Annotated in this window: 24 protein-coding genes and 2 pseudogenes; 16 read left to right on the forward strand and 10 right to left on the reverse strand. The window is 54.1% G+C overall.

Features of this window, described 5'->3' with window-relative positions; genetic code table 11:
* Positions 1–20 precede the first annotated feature (20 nt).
* The gene (locus HA45_RS25535) at positions 21–659 is read left to right on the forward strand and encodes a bifunctional 4-hydroxy-2-oxoglutarate aldolase/2-dehydro-3-deoxy-phosphogluconate aldolase (protein WP_034828669.1); all 639 of its coding nucleotides are present in this window, start codon (positions 21–23) and stop codon (positions 657–659) included.
* A gap of 102 nt (positions 660–761) precedes the next feature.
* Here the strand turns inward: HA45_RS25535 and purT are convergent, their stop codons facing one another.
* Positions 762–1,940, reverse strand: a complete 1,179-nt coding sequence (purT, locus tag HA45_RS25540) for a formate-dependent phosphoribosylglycinamide formyltransferase (RefSeq protein ID WP_100700733.1) — start codon at positions 1,938–1,940, stop codon at positions 762–764.
* 161 nt (positions 1,941–2,101) lie between these two features.
* On the opposite strand from purT, the gene HA45_RS25545 reads away from it, so the two are divergent.
* Together HA45_RS25545 and HA45_RS25550 are read left to right on the forward strand one after the other, a co-directional pair.
* Positions 2,102–2,743 carry a tellurite resistance TerB family protein gene (locus tag HA45_RS25545; protein ID WP_100700732.1) on the forward strand — a complete coding sequence of 214 codons (642 nt, stop codon included), beginning with the start codon at positions 2,102–2,104 and terminating at the stop codon, positions 2,741–2,743.
* 116 nt (positions 2,744–2,859) lie between these two features.
* Positions 2,860–4,923, forward strand: a complete 2,064-nt coding sequence (locus tag HA45_RS25550) for a S9 family peptidase (RefSeq protein WP_100700731.1) — start codon at positions 2,860–2,862, stop codon at positions 4,921–4,923.
* Here the strand turns inward: HA45_RS25550 and exoX are convergent.
* Both exoX and HA45_RS25560 read right to left on the reverse strand, forming a co-directional pair.
* Positions 4,917–5,585 (reverse strand): exodeoxyribonuclease X, encoded by a 669-nt coding sequence (gene exoX / locus HA45_RS25555; RefSeq protein WP_100700730.1) that lies wholly within the window; start codon positions 5,583–5,585, stop codon positions 4,917–4,919. The two genes, HA45_RS25550 and exoX, sit on opposite strands and share 7 nt — an antisense overlap.
* Before the next feature lie 3 nt (positions 5,586–5,588).
* The gene (locus HA45_RS25560; protein WP_084934460.1) at positions 5,589–5,819 is read right to left on the reverse strand and encodes a DNA polymerase III subunit theta; all 231 of its coding nucleotides are present in this window, start codon (positions 5,817–5,819) and stop codon (positions 5,589–5,591) included.
* A 153-nt stretch (positions 5,820–5,972) separates the two neighbouring features.
* On the opposite strand from HA45_RS25560, the gene copC reads away from it, so the two are divergent.
* From copC to HA45_RS27560, 5 genes are all read left to right on the forward strand, one after another.
* The gene (copC, locus tag HA45_RS25565; RefSeq protein ID WP_100700729.1) at positions 5,973–6,350 is read left to right on the forward strand and encodes a copper homeostasis periplasmic binding protein CopC; all 378 of its coding nucleotides are present in this window, start codon (positions 5,973–5,975) and stop codon (positions 6,348–6,350) included.
* A gap of 3 nt (positions 6,351–6,353) precedes the next feature.
* The gene (gene copD / locus HA45_RS25570; protein WP_100700728.1) at positions 6,354–7,235 is read left to right on the forward strand and encodes a copper homeostasis membrane protein CopD; all 882 of its coding nucleotides are present in this window, start codon (positions 6,354–6,356) and stop codon (positions 7,233–7,235) included.
* 29 nt (positions 7,236–7,264) lie between these two features.
* Positions 7,265–7,612, forward strand: coding sequence for a YebY family protein (locus tag HA45_RS25575; RefSeq protein ID WP_162288460.1), 348 nt, complete (start codon positions 7,265–7,267; stop codon positions 7,610–7,612).
* A gap of 454 nt (positions 7,613–8,066) precedes the next feature.
* A complete protein-coding gene (locus tag HA45_RS25585; protein WP_100700725.1) occupies positions 8,067–8,393 on the forward strand; it encodes a hypothetical protein in 327 nt (108 codons plus the stop codon).
* Positions 8,394–8,501: 108 nt separating this feature from the next.
* Positions 8,502–8,669: a hypothetical protein gene (locus HA45_RS27560; protein WP_167390558.1), complete on the forward strand. Its 168-nt coding sequence runs from the start codon at positions 8,502–8,504 to the stop codon at positions 8,667–8,669.
* Positions 8,670–8,711: 42 nt separating this feature from the next.
* Here the strand turns inward: HA45_RS27560 and HA45_RS25590 are convergent, their stop codons facing one another.
* Both HA45_RS25590 and HA45_RS25595 read right to left on the reverse strand, forming a co-directional pair.
* A complete protein-coding gene (locus HA45_RS25590; RefSeq protein WP_100700724.1) occupies positions 8,712–8,990 on the reverse strand; it encodes a hypothetical protein in 279 nt (92 codons plus the stop codon).
* 288 nt (positions 8,991–9,278) lie between these two features.
* Positions 9,279–10,010 carry a class I SAM-dependent methyltransferase gene (locus tag HA45_RS25595; protein WP_100700723.1) on the reverse strand — a complete coding sequence of 244 codons (732 nt, stop codon included), beginning with the start codon at positions 10,008–10,010 and terminating at the stop codon, positions 9,279–9,281.
* Positions 10,011–10,261: 251 nt separating this feature from the next.
* Here HA45_RS25595 and HA45_RS25600 point away from each other — a divergent pair, with 251 nt between their 5' ends.
* The gene (locus HA45_RS25600) at positions 10,262–10,909 is read left to right on the forward strand and encodes a metallophosphoesterase (RefSeq protein WP_100700722.1); all 648 of its coding nucleotides are present in this window, start codon (positions 10,262–10,264) and stop codon (positions 10,907–10,909) included.
* Between the two features lie 3 nt (positions 10,910–10,912).
* On the opposite strand, the pseudogene rsmF reads toward HA45_RS25600, so the two are convergent.
* The 3 genes and pseudogenes from rsmF to yebS all read right to left on the reverse strand — a co-directional run bounded on the left by rsmF (position 10,913) and on the right by yebS (position 16,257).
* A pseudogene (gene rsmF / locus HA45_RS25605) lies at positions 10,913–12,336 on the reverse strand (16S rRNA (cytosine(1407)-C(5))-methyltransferase RsmF).
* A gap of 75 nt (positions 12,337–12,411) precedes the next feature.
* A pseudogene (locus HA45_RS25610) lies at positions 12,412–15,044 on the reverse strand (PqiB family protein).
* Entirely contained in the window at positions 15,013–16,257 is a 1,245-nt protein-coding gene (gene yebS / locus HA45_RS25615; RefSeq protein ID WP_100700719.1) for a membrane integrity lipid transport subunit YebS, read from the reverse strand. The pseudogene HA45_RS25610 and the gene yebS overlap by 32 nt, the downstream one beginning before the upstream one ends.
* Positions 16,258–16,521: 264 nt before the next feature.
* On the opposite strand from yebS, the gene HA45_RS25620 reads away from it, so the two are divergent.
* The 4 genes from HA45_RS25620 to htpX all read left to right on the forward strand — a co-directional run bounded on the left by HA45_RS25620 (position 16,522) and on the right by htpX (position 20,911).
* The gene (locus HA45_RS25620) at positions 16,522–16,974 is read left to right on the forward strand and encodes a GAF domain-containing protein (RefSeq protein ID WP_128599112.1); all 453 of its coding nucleotides are present in this window, start codon (positions 16,522–16,524) and stop codon (positions 16,972–16,974) included.
* Between the two features lie 96 nt (positions 16,975–17,070).
* Positions 17,071–17,751, forward strand: a complete 681-nt coding sequence (gene proQ, locus HA45_RS25625; RefSeq protein WP_100700717.1) for an RNA chaperone ProQ — start codon at positions 17,071–17,073, stop codon at positions 17,749–17,751.
* A 19-nt stretch (positions 17,752–17,770) separates the two neighbouring features.
* On the forward strand, positions 17,771–19,810 hold the full coding sequence (prc, locus tag HA45_RS25630) for a carboxy terminal-processing peptidase (protein WP_100700716.1): 2,040 nt from the start codon (positions 17,771–17,773) through the stop codon (positions 19,808–19,810).
* Between the two features lie 219 nt (positions 19,811–20,029).
* Complete coding sequence (gene htpX / locus HA45_RS25635) at positions 20,030–20,911, forward strand: protease HtpX (RefSeq protein ID WP_100700715.1); 882 nt, start codon at positions 20,030–20,032, stop codon at positions 20,909–20,911.
* A 49-nt stretch (positions 20,912–20,960) separates the two neighbouring features.
* Here the strand turns inward: htpX and HA45_RS25640 are convergent, their stop codons facing one another.
* Positions 20,961–22,343 carry an MFS transporter gene (locus HA45_RS25640; RefSeq protein ID WP_100700714.1) on the reverse strand — a complete coding sequence of 461 codons (1,383 nt, stop codon included), beginning with the start codon at positions 22,341–22,343 and terminating at the stop codon, positions 20,961–20,963.
* Between the two features lie 11 nt (positions 22,344–22,354).
* On the opposite strand from HA45_RS25640, the gene HA45_RS25645 reads away from it, so the two are divergent.
* Positions 22,355–22,549 carry a hypothetical protein gene (locus tag HA45_RS25645; RefSeq protein WP_128599113.1) on the forward strand — a complete coding sequence of 65 codons (195 nt, stop codon included), beginning with the start codon at positions 22,355–22,357 and terminating at the stop codon, positions 22,547–22,549.
* A complete protein-coding gene (gene kdgR, locus HA45_RS25650) occupies positions 22,536–23,327 on the forward strand; it encodes a DNA-binding transcriptional regulator KdgR (protein WP_100700713.1) in 792 nt (263 codons plus the stop codon). The genes HA45_RS25645 and kdgR overlap by 14 nt, the downstream gene beginning before the upstream one ends.
* A gap of 36 nt (positions 23,328–23,363) precedes the next feature.
* Here the strand turns inward: kdgR and HA45_RS25655 are convergent, their stop codons facing one another.
* Positions 23,364–23,600 (reverse strand): YobH family protein, encoded by a 237-nt coding sequence (locus tag HA45_RS25655; protein WP_100700712.1) that lies wholly within the window; start codon positions 23,598–23,600, stop codon positions 23,364–23,366.
* A 217-nt stretch (positions 23,601–23,817) separates the two neighbouring features.
* On the opposite strand from HA45_RS25655, the gene HA45_RS25660 reads away from it, so the two are divergent.
* The gene (locus tag HA45_RS25660; protein WP_100700711.1) at positions 23,818–24,093 is read left to right on the forward strand and encodes a YebO family protein; all 276 of its coding nucleotides are present in this window, start codon (positions 23,818–23,820) and stop codon (positions 24,091–24,093) included.
* Positions 24,094–24,567: the final 474 nt, after the last annotated feature.

The following is a 24,567-nucleotide window of genomic DNA, read 5'->3' on the forward strand; positions in this document are numbered from 1 at the left end:
GATGCAACTAAGGAAACCTGATGAAGAACTGGAAAACCACTGCTGAACAGATCATGACAACGGGCCCGGTTGTGCCGGTGATTGTGGTGAACAAACTGGAACATGCAGTGCCGATGGCCAAAGCGCTGGTGGCGGGCGGTGTGCGCGTGCTGGAAGTGACGCTGCGTACCCCGGTGGCGATGGATGCGCTGCGTGCGATGATCAAAGAAGTGCCGGAAGCGATTGTCGGTGCGGGCACGGTGATCAACACTCAGCAGTTGAAAGAAGTCACCGATGCCGGTGCGCAGTTTGTGATCAGCCCAGGTCTAACCGAGCCGTTGCTGAAAGCTGCAGTTGAGGGGCCGGTGCCATTGATTCCGGGCATTAGCACCGTGTCCGAGCTGATGCTGGGCATGGATTATGGCTTGCGCGAATTTAAGTTCTTCCCGGCGGAAGCCAATGGCGGTGTGAAAGCGCTGTCAGCGATTGGCGGCCCGTTCCCGCAGGTGCGTTTCTGCCCAACCGGCGGTATCTCACCGGCCAACTACCGTGATTATCTGGCGCTGAAAAGCGTGCTGTGTATTGGTGGTTCGTGGCTGGTGCCGAATGATGCGCTGGAAAGTGGCGACTGGGATCGTATTACGCGTCTGGCGCGTGAGGCAGTTGAAGGCGCGAAGTAACGCACTTACCGATTTGCCACGATGCGAATCACGCGTACTGAAAGGGCGGCCTGAAGGCCGCCCTTATACGTTGTCTCTACAGACAAATGGCAGGCGAGGAGATTATCCCTCTACCTTCACTGCTGCGGCACTCGCCACGGCACGCGCAATCGCCTCATCGGTATTCTCACCGGTCGCCAATGCCACGCCAAGACGACGTTGACCCACAATCTCCGGCTTGCCGAACAGACGCAGCTGCAGACCAGCACCTAATGCCGCTTCGATGTTGACGAACTGCACATTGTTGCTGTCCAGCTGTGGCAGGATCACCGCTGAGGCTGCCGGGCCATACTGGCGAATACCACCGATTGGCAGGCCGAGGAACGCGCGCACATGCAGTGCGAATTCTGACAGATCCTGAGAAATCAGCGTCACCATGCCAGTATCGTGTGGGCGCGGAGAGACCTCACTAAATACCACCTCGTCACCGCATACAAACAGCTCAACGCCAAACAGACCGTATCCGCCCAGCGCTTTCACCACTTTAGATGCGATGTCTTGTGCGCGTTGCAACGCCAAATCGGTCATCTGCTGTGGCTGCCAGGATTCACGGTAATCACCGTCTTCCTGACGATGACCAATCGGCGCGCAGAAATGAATGCCATCTACCGCGCTGATGGTCAGCAGGGTGATTTCGAAATCGAACTTCACCACGCCTTCAACGATCACGCGACCGGCACCGGCACGACCGCCTTGCTGTGCGTAATCCCAGGCTTTGTCCAGCTGGCTCGCTTCACGGATGAAACTCTGACCTTTGCCAGACGAACTCATTACCGGTTTAGCAATGCACGGGAAACCAATGTCATTGGCGGCCGCGACAAAATTCTCTTTGCTGTCAGCGAACTGATAGGTTGAGGTAGGCAGCGACAACTCTTCTGCCGCCAGACGACGAATGCCTTCGCGGTTCATGGTCAGGCGCGCGGCACGGGCAGTGGGCACCACTTTCTGGCCCTGAGCTTCCAGTTCCAGCAGTTTTTCAGTGGCGATAGCTTCAATTTCTGGCACCACGAAGTGCGGCTTCTCCAGCGCGATCAGCGCAGCCAGCGCATCACCGTCCAGCATATTGATCACATGGCTACGGTGGGCAACGTGCATCGCCGGTGCATCGGCATAACGATCTACGGCAATCACTTCCACACCCAGACGCTGACACTCCAGCGCCACTTCTTTGCCCAATTCACCTGAACCTAACAGCATCACACGCGTTGCGGCAGGGCGCAGCGCGGTTCCGAGAGTCGTCATAATTTCACCTTAGCAGTCAAAATGCGCGCGCAGTATAAACGAAAACGTTTGCGTACTCACGCATTCGGCTCAAACAGGTTTGCCATACTTTTCCCGCTCTGACGTTACCTGACACTCGCTACGGCAGCATGGAACGCGAAAACTTAAACAGGAGTTAAACGATGAGCAATTGGTTGCAGCAAATCCAGTCGGTGCTGGCGAAGAAGGGCGGCGACGGTAAAGCCGGCGGTTTGAGCGATATGCTGGCACCTGGCGCGCTGGGTGGTTTAGCGGGATTGCTGGTGGCCAGCAAGTCCACGCGAAGCCTGTTGACCAAATACGGCGGTAAGGCATTGCTGGTCGGCGGCGGTGCGGCAGCCGGTGCCGTGCTGTGGAATAAGTACAAGCAGCGTGTGCGTGAAACCCATCAGGATGAGCCGGGATTTGGTCAGCTGCAGACGCCCGTTGACCAGCGCGCTGAACGTCTGGTGACCGCGTTAGTGTTTGCGGCCAAAAGTGATGGTCATATTGACGATCGCGAACGCGCGGCCATTGAGCAGAACATCCATAAGGCGGGTTATGGTTCGCAGGCGGAAACGCTGATCCAGCAAGCGATGAATCGTCCACTCGATCCCCACTGGTTAGCAGCAGATGTGAGAAATGAAGAAGAAGCGTTAGAACTCTACTTCCTCAGCTGCGCCGCTATCGATGTGGATCATTTTATGGAGCGTAGCTATCTCTCCGCACTGGGTGATGCCCTGAAGATCCCACAGGATGTGCGCGAAGGTATTCAGCGCGATATTCAGGCGGAGAAAGCCGCATAATTGAACAGAGGGCCTTGCCTGGGCCCTCAACTACACTTCCTGTGCGCTGCTGCTTGGCTTCCCGCGTGATAAGTGCCACGCTTGCTGAATGTTGTCTTTCAGGGAAAGGAGCCAGAATGAATCAGCCGCAAGCAAAAAAAGTCCCCCACATCATGAGCCTGCACGGTGAAACGCGTACCGATAACTATCATTGGATGCGCGATGACGAGCGGGAAAATCCAGAGATACTGGACCATCTGCACGCCGAGAATGCCTACGGCAAAGCGATGATGGCGTCGCAAGAGAATCTGCAAGAACGGGTACTCAAAGAGATCGTTGATCGCATTCCGGCGCAGGACCACTCCGTGCCCTATGTGAAGAACGGCTATCGCTATCAGAGTCGCTATGAGGTGGGGAACGAATATCCGCTCTATTTTCGCCAGCCGGTCAACGCGCCAGCCGATGAGCCCTGGCAGCTGCTGATCGACGGTAATCAGCGTGCCTCGCACAGTGATTTTTACACCATGGGCGCACTGGCGATCGCGCCTGACAACCAGGTCATGGCGCTGGCCGAGGACTTCCTTTCACGTCGCCAGTACGGCGTTCGCTTCCGCAATCTGGAGAGCGGTAGCTGGTATCCGGAAGTGCTGAGCAATGCCTCTTCCAGCGTGGCGTGGGCCAATGATTCCCGCACGCTGTACTACGTGCGCAAGCATCCGAAAACCTTGCTGGCGTATCAGGTATGGCGCCATGAGCTGGGCCATCCGCAATCAGACGATCAGCTGGTGTATGAAGAGAAGGATGAGAGCTTCCATCTCAGCGTGCATAAAACCACCTCCGAACACTTCATCCTGATTGCGATGTACAGCACCACCACCAGCGAGATCCAGCTGATTGATGCCGAGTATCCGGATGCGCAGCCACAGGTGTTCTGTCCACGTCGCCGCGATCACGAGTACAGCATCGATCATTACAATCACCAGTTCTATATTCGCTCGAATCGTGATGGCAAAAACTTTGGCCTGTACCGCAGCGCGTGGCTGGCGGAGAACCGCTGGCAGGCGTTGATTCCGGCACGCGATAATGTAGTGCTGGAGGATTTCCAGCTATTTCGCCACTGGCTGGTGGTAGAAGAGCGCCAGCGCGGCGTCAACACGCTGCGCCAGATCAACTGGGAAAGCGGTGAAAGCATCGGGATCGCCTTTGACGATCCGGCTTACGTCACCTGGCTGGCTTACAATCCATCGCCGGAAAGCGACACGCTGCGTTATGGCTATTCATCCATGACCACGCCAACAACGTTGTTTGAACTCAATATGGAGACCGGCGATCGCCGGGTGTTGAAACAGACGCCGGTGCCGGGCTTCAACTCAGACGACTACAAAAGCGAACATCACTGGATCACGGTACGTGATGGCACTGAAGTGCCAGTGTCGCTGGTCTATCACCGCAAGCATTTCAAATCGGGCAGTAATCCACTGCTGGCTTACGGCTATGGCGCCTACGGCAGTAGCATGGATGCCAGCTTCGGCACCAGTCGCATTAGCCTGCTGGAGCGTGGCTTTGTTTACGCGATCATTCACGTGCGTGGTGGTGGCGAGTTGGGCCAACAGTGGTACGACGATGGCCGCCTGAAGAATAAGATGAACAGCTTCACCGACTTTATTGATGTGACGCAGGCACTGGTGGCGAAAGGATTGGGTGATCCGCAACAGCTGTATGCGATGGGCGGCAGCGCTGGTGGTTTACTGATGGGTGGGGTGATCAATCTGGCGCCCGACCTGTTCAACGGCGTAGTGGCACAAGTGCCGTTTGTTGATGTGGTCACCACCATGCTGGATCCGACGATCCCGCTGACCACCGGCGAATATGATGAGTGGGGCAATCCGGAACATGAAGCGGATTACCACACCATCCGGCAGTACAGCCCGTATGACAACATCGAAGCTAAAGCTTATCCGCATCTGTTGGTGACCACCGGGCTGCACGATTCTCAGGTGCAATATTGGGAACCGGCGAAGTGGGTGGCGAAACTGCGTGAGCTGAAAACCAATGACACGCTGTTACTGCTGTGTACCGAGATGGATTCCGGGCACGGTGGTAAATCGGGGCGTTTCAAAGCGTATGAAGGCGTGGCGCAGGAGTTTACCTTCCTGATTGGTCTGGCACAGGGCAGCTTGCCAGACCGCGTCGATTACTGATCTGTCTTAACGTACTTGCGCAGCGCCTGACGTAATGGTGGGCGCAAATCGCGCACATTTTCCAGCACCCAACGCAGATAGCCGGGATCTTTGCGCGCAATGCTGCCAATGCTCTGCCCACGATATTTGCCAAACGGGAACACATCTCCGCTAACTTCAGCAGGCTGACAGCGGCCAACCATATCACTGACGCTCCAGCCGGAGGTCTCCATAATGCGGATCAGCAGTGCGGCAGTGACATAGCAGTCATACAACGCACGGTGCGCATGCAGTTCAGCAGGTGGCGTGACGTCCAGCTTCAGGCTGTGACGCAATGCCTGATTACCGTATTTGATGCCCGGCCACAGCTGGCGCGCCAGCGTCATGGTGCAAATCCATTCACCGGGCATGATCGGCAGCATACGGCGGTCAAAACTGGCATTGTGCGCCACGTAATGCGCGCTGCCATGATAGCGACCAATCGCTTCTTCAATGGTGGGCTTATCGGCAACCATCGCTTCCGTAATGCGGTGCACCGCCATCGCCTGACGGCTGATCGGGCGGTCAGGGCAAATCAAATCACTCATCGGATTGACGATCTGGCCGTCGATGACATCCACTGACGCCACTTCAACCACGCCACCTTGTAATCCGCAGGTTTCGGTATCAATAACACGTAACATATATTACTTCTGCTTGGGTTCGTAGGGCAGGCGAGAGAGGCTGAGTGATGCCTGACGATAGCCCATCAAGCGCTGACGGAACCACTCGCGCAGGGCTTCCGGCTGCTCGCGCTCGACCATTTCCGCAATCACGGGCATGTTGTAGCGCTCTTTAAACGCCACGCCTGCGGCGGCCAGATCGACATTCACTTTGTCTTTCTCTTCCTGCGACAACAGGGCAAGGTTTTGGCTCATGCATTTCTCCTGATAAACAGGGGCAAAAGTAATGGTTTCCCCTTTACGGATCAAGGAAATTGGATCGCACCGCAAGTCTCGACACGCTTTAACCAGCGGCGTATCCTGCTGCCACGTTTGCGGCAGAGTGTCGCACTGAAAAGGGAAGAAGTGATGAAGAAAACTGCGTTAAACCCGGTTGTGGCGCTGTTGCTGGCGTCATCCACGTTGGTCTTCAGCCAGTTTGCTCTGGCCCATGCTCACCTGAAAACGCCGGTTCCCGCCGACAAAGCGGTAATCGACAGCTCTCCTCAGAATCTCACTCTGACTTTCACCGAAGATGTGGAACCGGCTTTCAGCGGTGTTGAAGTGCTGAATGCACAGAAGCAGCCAATGGCCGTGGAAAAAGCCAAACTAAATGATAAGCAGCATGACCAGCTGATCGTACCGATTAGCCAGCCGTTGCCTTCCGGCAACTATCAGGTGAACTGGCATGTGTTGTCGGTGGATGGACACAAAACCAAGGGAAGCTACGCGTTTAGCGTGAAGTAACCTATGGGTTTGAGCACGTTGTGGATCGTCCTGCGCGCCCTGCATTTTATTGCGGTGTTACTGCTGGCTGGCAGCGCGTTCTATACGGCTCTGCTGGCACCGCGACGTTATCGCCCGGTGCTGGCGCAACGTTTGCACAAAATTTTAGTCACGTCAGCGCTGTTGAGCTTATTCAGTGCACTGCTGATGCTGGCCACGCAAACCGGTTTGATGAGCGGCGACTGGCGTAATGTCGCTGACGTGGAAACCTGGCAGGCTGTTTTAGCGACGCGCTTTGGCGCGGTGTGGCGTTGGGAGTTGGGCTTCGCACTGCTTAGCACGCTGGCTTTACTGCTGCGTGGCACATTGCGCCAGCAAATATTGCTGGTGAGTGGGCTGTTACAGCTGATGGCGCTGGCAGGCGTCGGGCACGCCGCCATGCGCGATGGTTTACCCGGTTTGCTGCAGCAGATCAATCACGCGCTTCACTTGATTGCCGCCGCATTCTGGACCGGCGGTTTACTGCCCCTTTTATTGCTGATGCGTGAGGCCCGCCAGATTGCGTATCGTACCGATGCGATTCGCTGCATGATGCGCTTTTCGCGCTACGGGCATCTGGCTGTCGCACTGGCGCTGTTCACCGGGCTGATCAACAGCCTTTTAATTGGCGGCACGCCGCTCAATTGGGGTACCACGCTGTGGAGTGCGATGCTGGTGGTCAAAGTGATGCTGGTGATGATGATGGTGGGCATTGCGCTAATCAATCGTTATGTGATGGTGCCAGGTTTTCGCGTCGCGGGTAGTCACGCGCCGCAGCAGTTTATTCGCCTGACGCAGCTTGAGCTGCTGTTGGCCGTGGTAGTTGTCGGATTGGTCAGCGTGTTTGCCACGCTGTCACCGGCCTGAATTGTTATTAAAGAGAAAATGAGGTCGATATTTTGCTGAAGAAATTGATTCCAGCCTGCATTCTGATGGCATTGTGCAGCCAGGCGATGGCCGCGCAGATTATTACTGTCAGCCGCTTTGAGATTGGCAAAGACAAATGGCCATTCACCCGCGAAGAGGTGATGCTGACCTGCGAGAAAGACGGCGCGCTGTTTGCCATCAATCCGAGCACGTTGTTGCAGTATCCGTTGAATGATAAAGCCCTCGCTCGCGCTGGTGCAGGCAAAGGTACACAGCAATCTATCGACACCATCGTGGCGGAAGACAAAGCGCATCCGGGGCAAAAAATGAGCCTGCAGCCGATCGTCGATCGTGCACAACAGCTGTGCGATAAGTAATCCCTGCAAAACGGGCGTAGCGCACAGTTTTGCCGCTACGCTTGCTTCTCCAGTGTGTCAGCACGATCACAGAGTTGGCAGCTTCCTTTCCGCATCGTGACGGTTGGCTGGAAAATAATCACCCTTGGACTACCTTTAAATGGCAAGGCGAACTCGCCTTCAAAAATGCCAACTTTTAGCGCACGGCTCTCAAAGAGCCATTTCCCTGGACCCGATACAGGAATCGTGTTGGGTCTTTTTTTATGCTTTTGATTTATCGTCTTAAATTTTATATTCCCCATAGATTTTCTTGAATCCTTATATTTGGCCCAAACCCCATCCCGCGATCCTTACCCAATCTTTGCGCAAAATACCCGTAAATCGCCCATTTGTTCAGCCAATCGCGTCACGACTCACGTGCTACATTTCCACTCAGCTTCCCGCAAACCCTGCCAGCCAAAACGAGAGTCTTGAGATGTTAAAACCTGCTGTCCTGTTCACCACAATCCTGCTGCTCAGCGGCTGCGCGTTGAAACAATATTCGCAATCACCCAAAGTCAGTGACGAAGAAGCGCAAACCTACAACTGTGCGGCACTGGAACAGGAGATCGCCAAATCCCACAGTGTCCAACAGCAGATCGATAAAACCGGGGAGTTTGATGCGCTGACGGTGATGGGTTTCATCGGTGATTTTGGCATTGGTAACGGTATCGCTAAGGCGAGCGCCAACAAGCATGCCTCGACACGATTAAATGAGCTGGAACAATTAAAATCCGCGCGTTGCGGCCACCCAACGGCGTAATCAATTCAAGCCAGCACGAAAGATGCGGACATTTAGCAGCAGCCAGCTTGCATGAAAAATGGTATAAGAGTGCGCACTGTTTTTATTGCCGATTAATAAGGATCCTTCATGGCAAATGCGCAATATCTTCTCTGGGTAATGGTTGGCACCTTAACGTTACTGAGCCTCTTTATTGGTGTTGTGGTAGGGCGGACGAAAACGCCACGCGTAGGTTTTGCTACCTTTGCTGGATTGTGGGTCTTCTTCCTGCTGGCGATTTTCTTTCTTTCGCACTAGATCATGCCGTTTGCCACACGGCTTGTGTGGCAAATCAGTTGATTAAGCGGAGTGATGCAGCGCGGTGCGATGCTGAGCGAGCAGCGTGTCTGCCAGCTGACGATCTTCTTCATGCTGCGACACATAATATTCATAGGGATCGCGCACGCCGAGACTTTCGATATAATCGAGGTGAGCTTGTTTTACTTCGCGGTTAATATATTGCACCACTTCTAATCCCAATTCATCCGCATAAACCGGCGCTTTACTTTTAATTTCGCGAATTAACTCCGCGTTATTCTGCATGAAAAGTTCCAGGTCGATCTTATAATAGTCTTTCATTGCCTCGCTCCTTTTATAAATACGCCTTTTAAGCGTAGCAAAAACCCTGCAAGCGATGTGGCGTTAGATGCCAGATAGCCCTCTCTGATGAGATAATCATCACTTATGTAAGCGAAGCGTAAAAAGTAATGATGAGAATGATAGTTAATATCATTTAACTTGTTCGGAATTGTCTGAGTTGGTAAAGTGACCGCCGTCCCGCACAGAGCTAACGCCTTCAATGAGCGCCGGAGATAAGCGCCGGACGGGACTTTCATCAGGGCTGCAGGACGCAGCCACTGTTGAAATTTATTGTGGTTTGCTGGCAGACAATAAAAACATCATCGGGCGGTCGCGCTCTTCCTCTAAGCCCGGATTCTGTTTGACCTGCTCATCGGCAGGCCCCCATTCATCAAGATGCACAATCTCGAATCCGGCACCAATCAGCGCATTTATCCAGCTGGCTAATTTCCGATGCTGCTTCTTCACACCATCAGCAAACCAATTACTGATGCGCTCACCTTCCTGCTGATAATGATTGATCGGCCAGCTGCGTTGCTGCTGATCATCGACCATCCACTGCTGCTGAAGCGGAGCGGTATAAATAGGGTGTTCGCAGGAGAAAACCAGCATGCCGCCAGGCTTTAATGCATCGAACAGTGTGGTCAACAACGGCTCGATATTACTTAGGTAATGCAACGCCAGTGAGCTATAGGCCAGATCATAGGTTTCATTGAGCTGCAGAGTCTCTAAATCGGCACGTTGATAGCGAATGCCTTGTCCGGAAGTCATGGCAGCGGCTTGCGCCAGCATCTTTTCTGAGACATCAATGCCCAAAACTTCGCGTGCGCCTTGCTGCTGCGCGTAGCGGCAAAACCAGCCGTATCCGCAGCCTAGATCAAGCACGCGCAAGTCTTTGAGACTGGGCAGCATCGCTCGCAGTGCGGGCCACTCGGGCGCGCCATCCAATCCTGCTACCGAACGGGGCAAGGTGGCATAACCGGCAAAGAAGGTGGGGTTATCGTAAATATTTTGGCTCATACAGGCTCCTTTATATGAATCGAAAGGAGTTTAGGCGTTTAGCGCGGCAGGAAATAGCGGTTAACCCACAAACAGCACATGCACCAGGCGCGCAAGTGATTCCAGCAGCAACAGGCTGCCGAGGAATATAAACACCAACACACCAATGAATTGTTTACGGCTGCTCATGCTGTTCCCTCCGCTGGCTAAACCTTACCGGACTATACTTTATGCCGGGTTCACTAAACTTCCAGTCAACCGGGGAAGATTACATGTTTTACCAGACGGTGAGTGCCAAAACGTGGCGTAACATTTGGGTGGTCGGTGATTTACATGGATGCCGCGCCCAGCTTGATTCTCAACTGATTCTGCATGACTTCGACAAGGATCAGGATTTGCTGGTGTCAGTGGGCGACCTTATCGATCGCGGTCCCGACAGTCCTGGTTGCCTGCAATTGTTGCAGGAGCCGTGGTTTCGCTGCGTAAGGGGAAATCATGAACAAATGGCGTTGTCAGCGCTGGCAGGTCAGGATCCGATGCTGTGGATGATGAACGGCGGTGACTGGTTTTGGCAGCTGAAAGGAGCCGAGCTGATTGCAGCGCGCCATGCCATTAAGCGCTGTGCCGACCTTCCGCTGATTCTGCACCTGGAGTTAGCCGATCGCGTGGTGGTGATAGCGCACGCCGATTATCCGGCCAGCCATTATGAATTAGGCCAGGACGTGGATTGGCATCAGGTGGTGTGGAGCCGCGATCGCCTTGGACGTCATCATCGCGGCAGTTCAACCAGTATCGATGGCGCGAGCGATTTCTATTTCGGTCACACGCCGCTCGAACAGCCATTAAATGTGGCAAACCAGCATTACATCGACACCGGCGCAGTATTTGGTAATCGTTTAACGCTGGTTCAGTTGCAGTAAGGGTTAGCGGAACAGGCGACCGTCACGCACCAGTTCACGTGGATAGCTGTTTTTGATGCGGTTGCTGACCTTTTTCGCTAATCCCAGCGGTTGCTGCTGATAGGTGACGATCACTTCGTCACGGGTGGGCAGTGAGTCTGGGCGAATGTCCTGGCCACGATACCAACTTTCGGCTTCCGCTCGGTAAGTTCGAAATCCAGCACGCTGCCCGGTTGTGTCAGTGCAACCACCGCTTCATGTTGCCAGCGATAGCCTTTCGGGAAGGTTTCCGCCAGCTTCATTCCGATACGTGAAAAACGCACTCTGCCGAGCCAGCCTTCCAGCGCAGCCGGGAACAGCCACAGTTCCTTATCACGCAGCCACAGCGAATGATGGTCATCCCACGCAATACCCACCTTCGCTGCCGCCTGTTGCACTTCAGCAATCAGCTTACGGCTGGCAGGCGAGAAGGGCAGCTTGCCCACTTTATAAGTCGGTGCAGGTAGCGCTGGTATGCTGGCGGTTTTACGCAGACGAGCAACGAAGAAGCCTTCGCTATCGAAAATCTGTGGGAAAACGTGCAGGAAGCCTTCTGGCGTCAGTGCTTGCTCTGCGCCGACGAACAGATCATTCAGCGGCAAAATCTCGACTGCATCGGGATAGCGCTGTTGCAACCAGGCAATCACCTGTTGATTCTCAATCTGGTTGAGCGTGCAGGTGGAATAAATCAGCGTGCCGCCGGGTTGTAAGGCATGGAACGCGCTGTCGAGCAGGTCGCGTTGCGTGGCGGCGATCTCTTCGGTGCTGGCCAGCGTCCAGTTGCGCAGGGCATCGGCATCTTTGCGCACCACGCCTTCGCCAGAGCAGGGCGCATCCAGCAGGATGGCATCAAACTGTTCAGGAAGGGCGGCGCCAAAGACGCGGCCATCAAAGTGTGTCAGCGCCACATTGCTGACACCACAGCGGCTGATATTGGCGTGCAGCACTTTCACGCGGCTGGCTGAGTATTCGTTGGCGAGGATGGCGCCTTCATTACGCATCAGCGCGGCCATTTGTGTGGTTTTGGAGCCCGGCGCGGCGGCGACATCCATCACCTGTCGTGCTTCGGGTGCCGCATCGAACAATGCCGTGACCGGCAGCATTGAGCTGGCTTCCTGAATATAAAACAAACCGCTCAGGTGCTCGGCTACGCTGCCCAGCGGCAATGTCTCATCTTCCCGTTCGATCCAGAATCCTTCTGCGCACCAGGGAACCGCCGTTAAGCGCCAGCCGTAATGGGCGGTACGCGCCAGAAAATCATCAACACTGATTTTTAACGTATTGACGCGCAGGCTGCGGCGAAGCGGTTGCTGGCTGATTGCCAGAAAACGTTGCAGTTCATTTTCGTCAGCGAGGCTGGCACGCATAAGCGCAAGGAAGTCTTCGGGGAAGCGATCGGACACGGACATTTACCGGGGTAACAAATTGAGCGCGAAGTGTATCACGTGGAAATGAATCGGGCAGCCCGCAGGCTGCCCGATTGTTTAATTGGGACTCGGAATCGCCGTTCCCCAACTGCGCCACTCTTTCGGCGCTTCATCCTGCAGCAGGAAGTGCTTGTCCGCACCCGACTGCGGTGCCAGCGGCACGGTCGGCGGGGTAGCAAACTGAATGCCGCCGCGAATGAACTGCTGGAAGGTACCGGTTTTGACGACGCCACCAATCAGGCCAAAGTCGAGGTTATAGCCGGATGCCAGCCAGAACACCGAATTGTTACGCACCAGATGTTGATATTTTTTGCTGATGCGCAGCGCGATTTGCACGCGATCCGCCATATTGCCCAGCGAAGTGCCGGTTACCGTGCCCACTTCTACGCCACGGAACAGCACCGGCGTGCCCAACGACAGCGAACCGGCTTCGGTGGCATCAACATAGATGTTGAGTCCGTTGAGGTAACGCGAATCGGTGATCGTGCTTTCCTGCAGCTCGAATGTCCGCGCCTGTGCGCCTTTACCTGGATCGACGTTGACATAAGGCTGAAGCAGCGTTTCGAGGTGGTTGACGCCCGCTGGGGAAATTTCGGGTGATACCACGGAGAAGCGACTGCCGATACGCGCGAAGTCCTGCACATATTCCGGGTACAACACCGCTTTTGCCACCACCTGATTGTTATCCTGACTCAACGCCAGCGATTCAACCTGGCCGACGTTAATACCGAGGTAACGAATCGGCATACCGGCGGCCAGTTTACTGGCATCAAAGGTGTGCAGGGTAATCTGGCTACCCACCGCACGAGCCGCGGTTTCAGACGCGTAAAGTACGCGTTTCACGCCTTTTGCCGCCTGCGCGCCGGTGAGGTTATCAAAGCTGATCGCGCCTTTCAGCGCACGGTTAAGCGGTGAAGCCTGAACCGTCAAGCCGCTGCCGTTCAGCTGCACTTTCGCGCCACCTTCGGCCCAGAACACGCTCTCGCTGGTGAGCAATTTGCGATATTGCGGCTCAACGTGAATGGATATCTCAAAGGCATCGGCTCGTGGCACTACATCCACCACTTCACCGACCTGGAATTTACGATACAGCAATACCGAACCCGCCTGAACATCGGGCAGGCTGGTCGCGGTCAATTTCAGGGTGGTGGGTGGTTGATCGCCAATAATGCCTTCCTGCGCACGCTCGGCGTCGGCATATAAAGGATAGCGCGCGGAAGGATTACCTTTCGCGCCCGGCACCAGGCGAATACCACCATCCACCCATTCACGGGCGCTGGCACCCAACACCTGCATGCCATCAAGGCCAAACTTCACATCAAGACGGCTGTTAACGATAAATTTGCTGTCTGCATGAACCAGATGACGATATTCCGGATTGATCGCCACCGCGAAACTGATGCCATCTTCATCCAGCTGACGTGAAATAACCTGGCCGATTTTCATGCCATACAGCATCACCGGTTGACCGGCATCGATTCCGTAGGTCTCCGGGGCGCCAAGCTTGACGGTTAACACATCCGGGGCTTGCAGCAGGGTTTCGCTGGCCGGAAGCACGGTAAAGTGATCCTGAGCTGGGCCTTCACCCGGGACTAATTCCAGGGTATTGCCGGTCAGCAAGCTGCTGAGATTGGTATCGGTCAGGCTCAGTTTCGGTGCGCGCATCTCAATACGCGTACCGCTGCGCATCAGGCCCGTTACCGACGGATCCACCGTAAGTTCACCGGTGACTTTACCGCCCGGCAGCAGATTAAGTTTAGTTAACGTGCCGACTTCCAGTCCCTGGTACATTAACGGTGTACTGTCTGCTTTGAGGTTGTCGCCGCTCGGTAAATCCAGGCTGATTTGCACGCCTCGCTGGCTCCGTGCCAGATCGGGATAAAGCTGATAGTTCTCGTCGCTGTTAGCCTGTTGGCCTTCTTCAGGCGAATCAAACGCGATGGCCCCATTAACCAGCGCGGCGAGGCTTTCCAGCTTCACTTTGGCACCGCTCAGGCTGATGTCGGCATCCACACCGGAAACGTTCCAGAAACGGCTCTGTTTTTCACCAGGTTGACGAAGCGGCGTTCAACCAGCACATCCACCGTTACGCCATCAGTGTTGCCGTTGATGCTGTAGTCATAGACGCGTCCCACCGGAATTTTACGGTAATAAACCAGCGAGCCGGTGTTCAACGACCCGAGATCAGGGGAGTGCAGGTGGATCAGCAGTTCACCGGTGTTAACGCGGTACTTCGGTTGCGTGTCCAGCGCGGTGAAATGCTCACGCGGGTTGCCACTGCCCGGCATCATGCCGATGTAGTTACCGCCGACCAGCGCATCTAACCCGGAAACACCCGCCAATGAGGCTTTCGGCGTTACCAGCCAGAACTGGGTGTTGTCCTTGAGCGCATCGCGCATGTCGCTCTTGATACTGGCCTTGATCTGGATGCTGTGATAGTCATCGCTCAGCACAATACCCTGCACGGTACCCACTTCCACGCCTTGATAGCGAATCGGCGTACGGCCGGGCACGATGCCATCCGCAGTCTGGAAGTTGATCGTAATGGTGGTCCCGCGCTCCTGATAATTGGTCCATAACAGCCAGCAAGCAATCAGCAGGGCAATAATGGGCAATAACCAGAACGGCGAAATCTTGCGTTTGTTACGCAGATTTGCGCTAGTCGGTGTAGTCGGCGTTTCCTGTTGCATGTGCATCCCAGATCAGGCGGCTATCAAGCCACTCTACAGCCATAATGGTCAGGATGACTGCCGCACCAAAATAGAAGGCGGCAGGTCCCATGGTAAAAGCCAGCAGTTGATCGCGGTTAACCAAAGACATGGTTACGGCGATCACGAACAGGTCCAGCATCGACCAGCGTCCTACCCAGGTGATGGCGCGCAGCAGGCGGATGCGGGTTTTTAAACCCTGTTCACATTTAAAATGGATACTGACCAGCAGGGTCAACATCACTAACACTTTGGTAAAGGGCACCAGAATACTGGCAATAAACACCACCGCCGCGACTGGCACGTTGCCCGAAGCCAGCCCCAGAATGCCAGAAAAGATGGTGTCTTCACGGCGTGCGCCATTAACGTACACCACTGAAATCGGCAGCAGGTTGGCGGGGATCAGCAGCACAATCGAGGCGACCAACGCGGCCCAGGATTTCTGCAAACTGTGGCGACGGCGAAAATCGAGCGGGGTGTGGCAGCGCATACAGCGCCCACGGTCGTCCGGTACGCCGGTTTGATGACAGTTAAGACACACCTGCCACTGCTCAGGCGGTGAGGTTGGCATCGCCTGCGGATAATAGTGTTCCCACAGTTCTTCCACGTTGAGGTGAATCAGCGTGAGCAGGCTGAGCACCGTCAGCGCGATATAGGCCACCAAGCCGTAACCGACTTCCAGCGCGGCGTAATCCTGCACTTTTATCGCCGCCACAGCCACACCGACCAGATAGATATCCAGCATCACCCACTCTTTCAGCTTTTCCAGCATCAGTAACACCGGACGCAGGTTCATGCCGAGCGCGCTGCCAATCCATAAATAGCAGATGCCTGCCACCAGCGTGATCGGCGCGCCGACGGTGCAAAACGCGACCATTGAGGCCGTCAGGGTGTTTCCCTGCTGCGCCATCTGCATCACGCCTTCAATCAGGCTGGCATTAATGCGCATGCCGAGCAGGCGAATATCCACCAACGGCAGGCTAAAGGCGAAGGGCATCAGCACCATCATGGTCACCGCCATCACGGTGAGACGCGTCATGGACCAGTCGCGGCCGCTTTGAATTTGGGCATGGCAGCGCGGGCAGTGCGCAGCCTCATGCGATTTAACATCCGGTAAGGAAAAAAGGGTATCGCATTGCGGACAACGCTGATAACGTGCGTGGGGCAACGTCTGGCTGATAGCGTGAATTTTCATAGGTGACGCAAGTGGCCCATCGTTCGTTACGGTTACCGGCATGCTGAGCAGAGCAATCTGCCTGCAACATTCTGTGGTACAAGAATAGTCTTAACCACCGACTGCTAAGGGTATAGTAACTAACACAATGATTCACCTGATGGGGCTGGATTATTAGTGCTTATTTTAACAACTGAGTGACAACAAGCTCACGACAGTGACGAGTTATGGTTAAACAATGAACAAAAAGCCTTTTACGAGGATTTAAATCGCGATGTCCGTGCGCTGTTAGCGGGTGAAACCTCTTTCCTTGCCGCTCTGGGTAATTGCAGCGCGCTGCTGTTTGAACGTCTTGAAGGCGTGAACTGGGCAGGATTCTATTTGCTGACCGAGCCGAATACGTTGGTACTGGGTCCGTTCCAGGGAAAAATTGCCTGTGTACGTATTCCCGTAGGCAAAGGCGTATGTGGTACCGCGGTGGCAGAGGATAAAGTTCAGTTGGTGGAAGATGTGCATGCGTTCCCAGGCCATATCGCTTGTGACGCGGCCAGCAACGCGGAAATCGTGATTCCTCTGAAAGTAAATGGCACCGTAGTAGGTGTGTTAGATATTGATAGTACGGTTTATTCTCGCTTTGACAGTGAGGATGAAACGGGGCTGGTGGGCCTTACCGACGGGCTTTGTGAAGTGCTGGCGGACAGTGACATCGAAAAATTTCTTCAACTGTCACGCAGCTAATCGACTGGATCACATAGCATTTGGCGATGTTGTCATTATAATGTCGCCTGTTCATGCCTGCTCTGGTCGGCAAACCCGTAGTAATCAGGAAATTTCATGGAAAATCAACCTAAGTTGAATAGCAGTAAAGAAGTGATCGCCTTTTTGGCGGAACGTTTTCCGCAATGTTTTAGCGCCGAAGGTGAAGCGCGTCCGCTTAAAATCGGTATCTTCCAGGATCTGGTTGAGCGCGTTCAGGGTGAAAACAACCTGAGCAAGACGCAACTGCGTTCAGCCTTGCGCCTGTATACCTCAAGCTGGCGTTACCTGTACGGCATTAAAGCCGGTGCAATCCGTGTCGATCTCGATGGCAACGCCTGTGGCGTGCTGGATGAGCAACACGTTGAACATGCGCGTAAGCAGTTGGAAGAAGCCAAAGCGCGCGTTCAGGCGCAGCGTGAGCAGCAAAAAGCGAAGAAGCGTGAAGCCGGTGAAGACACCGCTGAGCGTCGTCCGCGTAAGCCTGCTCCACGTAAAACGGCTGAAGGCGAAGCACCACGCAAGCCTCGTCCACAGGCACCGCGTGCCGCATCTGCTGAACGTACTGCTGCACCGCGCCCGCCGCGAGCGATACCTGTCACTGACACCTCAACTTTGCAACCCGGCCAGAACATCAAAGTTAAAGCAGGCAAAAGTGCAATGGACGCCACCATTCTTGAAATTACCAAGGATGGCGTTCGGGTGCAGCTCGCTTCCGGCATGGCAATGATTGTGCGCGCAGAACACTTGCAGTTCTGAAACGGAGGCTGACCCTGGCATGAACAACATTTTAAAGATCGGTATGATCGCGGGCCTGCTGCTAGCAGGCCCCACCTTTGGCGCAGATAACATTACCCGCGCCGATCAGATTCCGCAGTTGCACGAAGATCCACAGCACCCTACCGTCAGTGAACGCGTAACATCCCGTTTTACCCGTTCCCATTATCGCCAGTTTGATTTGAATCAGGATTTCTCCGCGAAAATTTTTGATCGCTACCTGAATCTGCTCGATTACAACCACAACGTGTTGTTGGCATCGGACATTGCGCAATACACCGATAAGAAAACCACTCTCGGTGATGAACTGCGCAGCGGTAAGCTGGATGTGTTCTACGATCTCTATAATCTGGCGCAGAAACGCCGCTTTGAGCGCTATCAATACGCGCTGAGCGTGCTGAGCCGCCCGATGAATTTTACCGGCAATGACACCATCGACATTGACCGGGCAAAATCGCCATGGCCGAAAAACAGCGATGAGCTGAACGCGCTGTGGGATGCCAAAGTTAAATATGATGAGCTGAGCCTGAAACTGGCCGGTAAAGATGACAAAGAAATCCGTGAAACGCTGACCAAGCGTTACAACTTTGCCATTCGCCGCCTGGCTCAGAGCAACAGCGAAGACGTGTTCCAGCTGGCGATGACCGCCTTTGCACACGAAATCGATCCGCATACCAACTACCTGTCGCCGCGTAACACCGAGCAGTTCAATACCGAGATGAGCCTGTCACTGGAAGGTATCGGTGCGGTGCTGCAGATGGATGACGACTACACGGTGATCAACTCCATGGTCGCCGGTGGCCCGGCCGCTAAGAGCAAATCGATCAGCGTGGGCGACCGCATTGTCGGTGTGGCTCAGCCAGGTAAGCCAATGGAAGATGTGATTGGCTGGCGTCTGGATGATGTGGTGTCCAAGATTAAAGGACCAAAAGGCAGCAAAGTGCGCCTCGAAATCCTGCCTGCTGGCAAAGGTACCAAAACCCGTACCGTGACGCTGACGCGTGAGAAGATCCGTCTGGAAGATCGTGCGGTGAAAGGCACGGTGCATAACGTCGGTAAAGAGAAAGTCGGCGTGCTGGATATTCCTGGCTTCTACGTTGGTCTGACGGACGATGTCAAAGTGCAGCTGCAAAAACTGCAGAAGCAGAATGTCGACAGCATCGTGATTGACCTGCGCACCAACGGCGGCGGTGCTCTCACCGAAGCGGTATCACTTTCTGGTCTGTTTATCCCGAGCGGTCCGGTTGTTCAGGTGCGTGACAACAACGGTCGCGTGCGTCAGGACAGCGATAACGACGGCATTGTTTACTACAAAGGTCCGCTGGTGGTGTTGGTCGATCGTTTCAGTGCTTCGGCCTCTGAAATCTTCGCCGCTGCGATGCAGGATTATGGTCGTGCACTGATTGTCGGCGAGCCAACCTTTGGTAAAGGCACCGTGCAGCAGTACCGTTCACTGAACCGTATCTACGATCAGATGCTGCGTCCTGAATGGCCGGCGCTGGGCTCAGTGCAATACACCATCCAGAAGTTCTATCGCATTAACGGTGGCAGTACTCAGCGTAAAGGCGTCACGCCAGATCTGCTGATGCCAACCGGCGTAGAAGCGGCGGAAACCGGTGAGAAGTTTGAGGACAACGCACTGCCATGGGATAGCGTGAATGCCGCGACCTACACCAAAACCGGTGATATCACCGCGCTGGTGCCGCAGTTGACCAAAGAACACGCCGATCGTATCGCTAAAGATCGTGAGTTCCAGTACATCATGAAAGATATTGCACGCTTTGATGCGATGAAAGACAAACGCAATATCGTGTCGCTCAATCTTGGCCAGCGCGAGAAAGAGAACCACGAAGATGATGCACTGCGTCTGGAACGCATTAACGCGCGCTATCAGGCGGAAGGTAAAGCGCCGCTGAAGAGCATCGAAGATTTGCCGAAAGATTATAAAGAGCCAGACCCGTATCTGGACGAAACGGTGAAGATCGCCAACGACATGGCGCAGGTTGAGAAAACTCAGCCAGCGACTCAAGGCGCGAAGTAACCGTCAGCTGAATCAAAAGCACCGCTTCGGCGGTGCTTTTTTTTGCACAAAAAACATTGTTCACTGCGGCTGATGAGCGGATTTGCCCGCGTCATTACCAAATGTAAAGTTATGTCTTTTTAGACACTTAAAGATTAAGGTTGCTTGAAAAGCTGCGCAATGGACATAGGATGTATATCCGCGCATGAGCGCGAGCACAACTGAGGAAGATTAACGTTTATGATGCGTATTGCGCTTTTCCTGGTCACCAACCTGGCGGTGATGTTGGTATTCGGACTGATTCTGAGTCTGACAGGAATCCAGTCAAGCAGTGTTCAGGGTCTGATGATTATGGCAGGTCTGTTTGGCTTTGGCGGTGCGTTTGTTTCACTGCTGATGTCTAAATGGATGGCGTTACGCTCTGTCGGCGGTGAAGTGATTCAACAACCCCGTAACGAGACAGAACGCTGGCTGATGGACACCATCAGTCGCCAGGCTCAACAGTCCGGCATTGCGATGCCGCAGGTGGCGATTTATCACGCGCCAGACATTAATGCCTTTGCTACCGGCGCACGTCGTGATGCTTCGCTGGTCGCGGTTTCAACCGGTTTGCTGCAGAACATGAGTCGAGATGAAGCGGAAGCGGTGCTGGCGCACGAGATTGCCCACATCGCGAACGGTGACATGATCACCATGACGCTGATTCAGGGTGTGGTAAACACCTTCGTGATCTTCATTTCACGTATTATCGCTCAGGTGGCATCCGGCTTCCTGTCCGGTAACCGTGACGGCGAAGAGAGCAGCAACGGCAACCCGTTGGTTTATTTTGCGGTGGCGACCGTGCTGGAACTGGTGTTCGGTATTCTCGCCAGCATCATTACCATGTGGTTCTCACGTCACCGTGAATTCCACGCCGATGCAGGTTCAGCCAAACTGGTTGGGCGTGAGAAGATGATTGCCGCCTTGCAGCGTCTGAAAACCAGCTACGAACCGCAGGAACCCAGCAGCATGATGGCGTTTTGTATCAACGGTAAAAGTAAGTCACTGAGCGAGCTGTTTATGTCGCACCCGCCGTTGGACAAGCGTATCGAAGCACTGCGTAACGGCGACTATCTGAAGTAATTGGATGGATGTAGAAGTGACAAGGGCGCCTGACGGCGCCCTTGTTGTTTTAAGCGTCAGATACCGCGCGAGATTGCGTTAAACGCGCCATGCTGACCACCGCTGCCAGGGTGGCGAAACTTCCCGCCAGCACCAGTGAGGCATGGGTGCCGCTGTCATGGAACAGATTAAACATCAGCGCGACCAGCGCCGCGCCGCTGCTCTGTCCGACCAGGCGGGCAGTACCGAGCATCCCACTGGCGCCGCCGCTGCGATGACGCGGAGCTGAGGAGATGATGGTGTGATTGTTCGGCGACTGGAACAAACCAAAGCCTGCACCGCACAGCATCATGCGCCAGATGATATCAAGATTGGAAGGTTCAGCAGGCAGCAGCGCCAGCAGGAATAAGCCAGCCGCGAACATGGCCAACCCCAACCCTCCCAACAACCCGGCATGAAACTTCTCAATTAAACGTCCGGCAATCGGTGCCAACACCATGGTTGCCAGCGGCCACGGCGTAAGCAGCAATCCGGTGGCGACTTCATCACGTCCTAACACATTTTGCAGATAGAACGGCAGCGCGACCATCGCCAGCATCTGCGCGCAGAACGAGCAAATCGAGGTGCACAGCGAAAGCGAGAAAATGGGAATGCGCAGCAAATCCACCGGTAACAGCGGCACTGGCATCGACAGCTGACGGCGCACAAACACGATACCGACCAGCACCAACGCCACCACTTCAGCGAGAATCAACCAGCGGTCCTGACCCTGCGAAAAGCCGCTTAGCGCGGAAATCAGCAAGCCAAAGAACAGCGCATTCATGATGGCACTCGGAATATCGAACTTTTGCTGTTTGGCTTTCTGCGTATTATCCGGCAGAAAGCGCAGCGCTAGCCACAACGCCACAATGCCGAGCGGGATGTTGATCAGGAATAACCATTTCCAGCTGGCGATAGAGAGAATCGCCGCGGCCACGGTTGGGCCTGCTGCACTGGAGACGGCCACAATCAGCGAGTTTATCGCCATACCCCGACCAAGGAAACGTTGCGGATAGATGATGCGAATCAGCGCGGTATTTACACTCATCAAGGCAGCGCCGCCAAACCCTTGCAGGATGCGCGCGACGGTTAGCATATTGAGTGAAGAGGAGAGGGCGCAAAACAGCGACGTGGCGATGAATAATGCCAGACCTACCTGATACACACGACGGTAACCCAACATATCACCCAGGAAAGAGAGGGAGAGTAGCGAGATGACAATCGCGATCTGATAGGCGTTAACAATCCAGATTGATTCCGCGGGACTGGCATTCAGTTCACGCGCAATAGTGGGTAAGGCAACGTTGGCAATTGCGCCATCCAGCACCGCCATCATGATACCAAGCGCAATAGTAATGATTGCGCCGTACCGCTGCGGAACCGGTAAACCATCCTGAGAGACTGTAGGGGACATAAAAGGAATAAGTGAAGGAAGTGAATATCATCATGCTAATCAATTTTGTAACGGAAAGCACCGCATTGATTGACAAAAAATTACGAGGGAATGTGTCGCTGTCTCCCAGTCGTTGCCGCCGCCGGGCTGATACGCATATACTGCCGCTCATGTTCCGTTTTTTTGAAACACCGTCAAAAAAGGATGCGCGCAATGGCGAGCAGTGATAACGACAAACAGCCAGACTCCGTTTCTTCCGTGATGAAAGTGTTCGGCATTCTGCAGGCATTGGGCGAAGATCGCGACCACGGCATCACCGAGCTGTCGCAGCGAGTGATGATGTCCAAAAGCACCGTTTATCGCTTTCTGCAAACCATGAAATCGTTGGGTTACGTGGCTCAGGAAGGCGAAAGTGAGAAGTATTCGCTCACGCTCAAGCTATTCGAGTTGGGTGCCAAGGCATTGCAAAACGTCGACCTGATTCGTAGCGCTGATGTCGAAATGCGCGAGCTTTCGCGTCTGACCCGGGAAACCATTCATCTCGGCGCGCTGGAAGAAGACAGCATTGTTTACATCCACAAAATCGACTCACTCTACAACCTGCGGATGTACTCGCGCATTGGCCGTCGTAATCCGCTGCATACTACGGCCATTGGTAAAGTGCTGTTGGCGTGGCGCGATCGCAGTGAAGTCAAAGAGGTCCTGAGCGAAGTGGAGTTTCGTCGTAGCACGGCGAATACCATCGTGAGTGCAGAAGCGCTGCTTGAGGTACTTGATCAGGTAAAAGTGCAGGGATTCGGTGAAGACAATGAAGAGCAGGAAGAGGGGTTACGCTGCATTGCGGTACCCGTCTTTGACCGCTTTGGTGTGGTGATTGCGGGATTGAGCATTTCATTCCCCACCATTCGTTTTTCCGAAGATGCGAAAAAGGAATATGTGGCGATGTTACATCGCGCCGCGCGCAATATTTCAGATCAGATGGGCTACCACAGTTACCCATTTTGAATAGCATAACGGGCTGTTGCCAGCCCGTTTTGATGATTAATTGTCTACCACTTCGCCACTTTTCTTCAGCAGCGGGCAATCTGTAACACCCACAATCCCGCTATCCGTATGCAAATATTGCGCGGTGATCATGCCGCGTGCAGTGAGATAGCTACACTGCAAGCCCAGCCCTGCCGCATTTTTATTGCTTCCGGCCAACACGCCATAGCCGGTTAACAGCATCCCCAACCACACCACTGCAATAACGATAATCGCCCGAATGAACAGTTTCATTTTATCTCCTTGTGATACACAACGCAGCTATCCCGAAGTCGCTGCCATTTCTATAGTTGCAGCATGCCGTGTCCTTTCGCGTAAAGCGATCAGAGATAACTGAAAGCCACCAGGATGCGGGATAATCTGCTTTCCACCGGCAACCATTATCTTTTCCCTGCACAACGAGTAGAATCACCGCGGTGTAAGTGTGTTAAGTTTGACAATAGAGGCAGTTATGAATGAGTTAGCCGCAAATACCAGTCCGTTGTTTAGCTATGGCGTACTGGCCATCATTATTGTTGTGGCCTTGATAGCCTGGTTCTTCGTTAACCGGGCCAGCGTGCGCGCCAGTGAGCAGATCCGTTTACTGCAAGCATTACTGGACGAGCAGAAAAAACAGAATCAGCTGTTGCGCCGCCTTGCGGATGCTCAGCCAGCCACAGCAAAACAGCAAGAAGACGAAGACGCTGTAGAACAACGTGATTTCATTCGGATGATTCCAGAGCGTTAAGAAAGGGCGTAGTCATCGCCTTGCAAACTCCTGGTATGTCGCAGCGTTGGCACGATTTAGCCAAAAGGCAATCACAACGTCGCACAGGCGTTGCGATTGCCAGGGGATTTGCGACAAGATCAATGCATGGGGCCATTTTCTCTCACAGCGAAACGGATGGCCTGTTTGCACCAAAACGGATCATCGGCGGTCCACCTGCGTAGGCCAGCCACGCGGACGAGTCCTGCGATGAACGGCCCTCGTCATGAGCAACGGCAATTCAGCCAATAGGTGAGTTTGAATCGCGATGTGCGGCCCATGAAATAGGCGAGAGCCTGAGCCGGTAGAATAACGATTCAGATTAGTCCTAAGCCCATTTTGTTAAATCAAGTGATCCAGGGCATTTTTTTAACATTTAATTGTTGGCTGGTTAGTTAAAAATAAGATAACCGCCAAATTGGCAGTGCATATATTTGGGGCAAGCGCGGTTTTACT

Source organism: Pantoea rodasii (assembly GCF_002095465.1).
GTDB classification, from domain to species: domain Bacteria; phylum Pseudomonadota; class Gammaproteobacteria; order Enterobacterales; family Enterobacteriaceae; genus Pantoea; species Pantoea rodasii.

Excerpts from the sequence above, each read along its gene's own strand:
- HA45_RS25535 (WP_034828669.1), top strand. The coding sequence starts at position 21 with ATGAAGAACTGGAAAACCACTGCTGAACAGATCATGACAACGGGCCCG.
- purT (WP_100700733.1), bottom strand. The coding sequence starts at position 1,940 with ATGACGACTCTCGGAACCGCGCTGCGCCCTGCCGCAACGCGTGTGATG.
- HA45_RS25545 (WP_100700732.1), top strand. The coding sequence starts at position 2,102 with ATGAGCAATTGGTTGCAGCAAATCCAGTCGGTGCTGGCGAAGAAGGGC.
- HA45_RS25550 (WP_100700731.1), top strand. The coding sequence starts at position 2,860 with ATGAATCAGCCGCAAGCAAAAAAAGTCCCCCACATCATGAGCCTGCAC.
- exoX (WP_100700730.1), bottom strand. The coding sequence starts at position 5,585 with ATGTTACGTGTTATTGATACCGAAACCTGCGGATTACAAGGTGGCGTG.
- HA45_RS25560 (WP_084934460.1), bottom strand. The coding sequence starts at position 5,819 with ATGAGCCAAAACCTTGCCCTGTTGTCGCAGGAAGAGAAAGACAAAGTG.
- copC (WP_100700729.1), top strand. The coding sequence starts at position 5,973 with ATGAAGAAAACTGCGTTAAACCCGGTTGTGGCGCTGTTGCTGGCGTCA.
- copD (WP_100700728.1), top strand. The coding sequence starts at position 6,354 with ATGGGTTTGAGCACGTTGTGGATCGTCCTGCGCGCCCTGCATTTTATT.
- HA45_RS25585 (WP_100700725.1), top strand. The coding sequence starts at position 8,067 with ATGTTAAAACCTGCTGTCCTGTTCACCACAATCCTGCTGCTCAGCGGC.
- HA45_RS27560 (WP_167390558.1), top strand. The coding sequence starts at position 8,502 with ATGGCAAATGCGCAATATCTTCTCTGGGTAATGGTTGGCACCTTAACG.
- HA45_RS25590 (WP_100700724.1), bottom strand. The coding sequence starts at position 8,990 with ATGAAAGACTATTATAAGATCGACCTGGAACTTTTCATGCAGAATAAC.
- HA45_RS25595 (WP_100700723.1), bottom strand. The coding sequence starts at position 10,010 with ATGAGCCAAAATATTTACGATAACCCCACCTTCTTTGCCGGTTATGCC.
- HA45_RS25600 (WP_100700722.1), top strand. The coding sequence starts at position 10,262 with ATGTTTTACCAGACGGTGAGTGCCAAAACGTGGCGTAACATTTGGGTG.
- yebS (WP_100700719.1), bottom strand. The coding sequence starts at position 16,257 with ATGAAAATTCACGCTATCAGCCAGACGTTGCCCCACGCACGTTATCAG.
- proQ (WP_100700717.1), top strand. The coding sequence starts at position 17,071 with ATGGAAAATCAACCTAAGTTGAATAGCAGTAAAGAAGTGATCGCCTTT.
- prc (WP_100700716.1), top strand. The coding sequence starts at position 17,771 with ATGAACAACATTTTAAAGATCGGTATGATCGCGGGCCTGCTGCTAGCA.
- htpX (WP_100700715.1), top strand. The coding sequence starts at position 20,030 with ATGATGCGTATTGCGCTTTTCCTGGTCACCAACCTGGCGGTGATGTTG.
- HA45_RS25640 (WP_100700714.1), bottom strand. The coding sequence starts at position 22,343 with ATGTCCCCTACAGTCTCTCAGGATGGTTTACCGGTTCCGCAGCGGTAC.
- kdgR (WP_100700713.1), top strand. The coding sequence starts at position 22,536 with ATGGCGAGCAGTGATAACGACAAACAGCCAGACTCCGTTTCTTCCGTG.
- HA45_RS25655 (WP_100700712.1), bottom strand. The coding sequence starts at position 23,600 with ATGAAACTGTTCATTCGGGCGATTATCGTTATTGCAGTGGTGTGGTTG.
- HA45_RS25660 (WP_100700711.1), top strand. The coding sequence starts at position 23,818 with ATGAATGAGTTAGCCGCAAATACCAGTCCGTTGTTTAGCTATGGCGTA.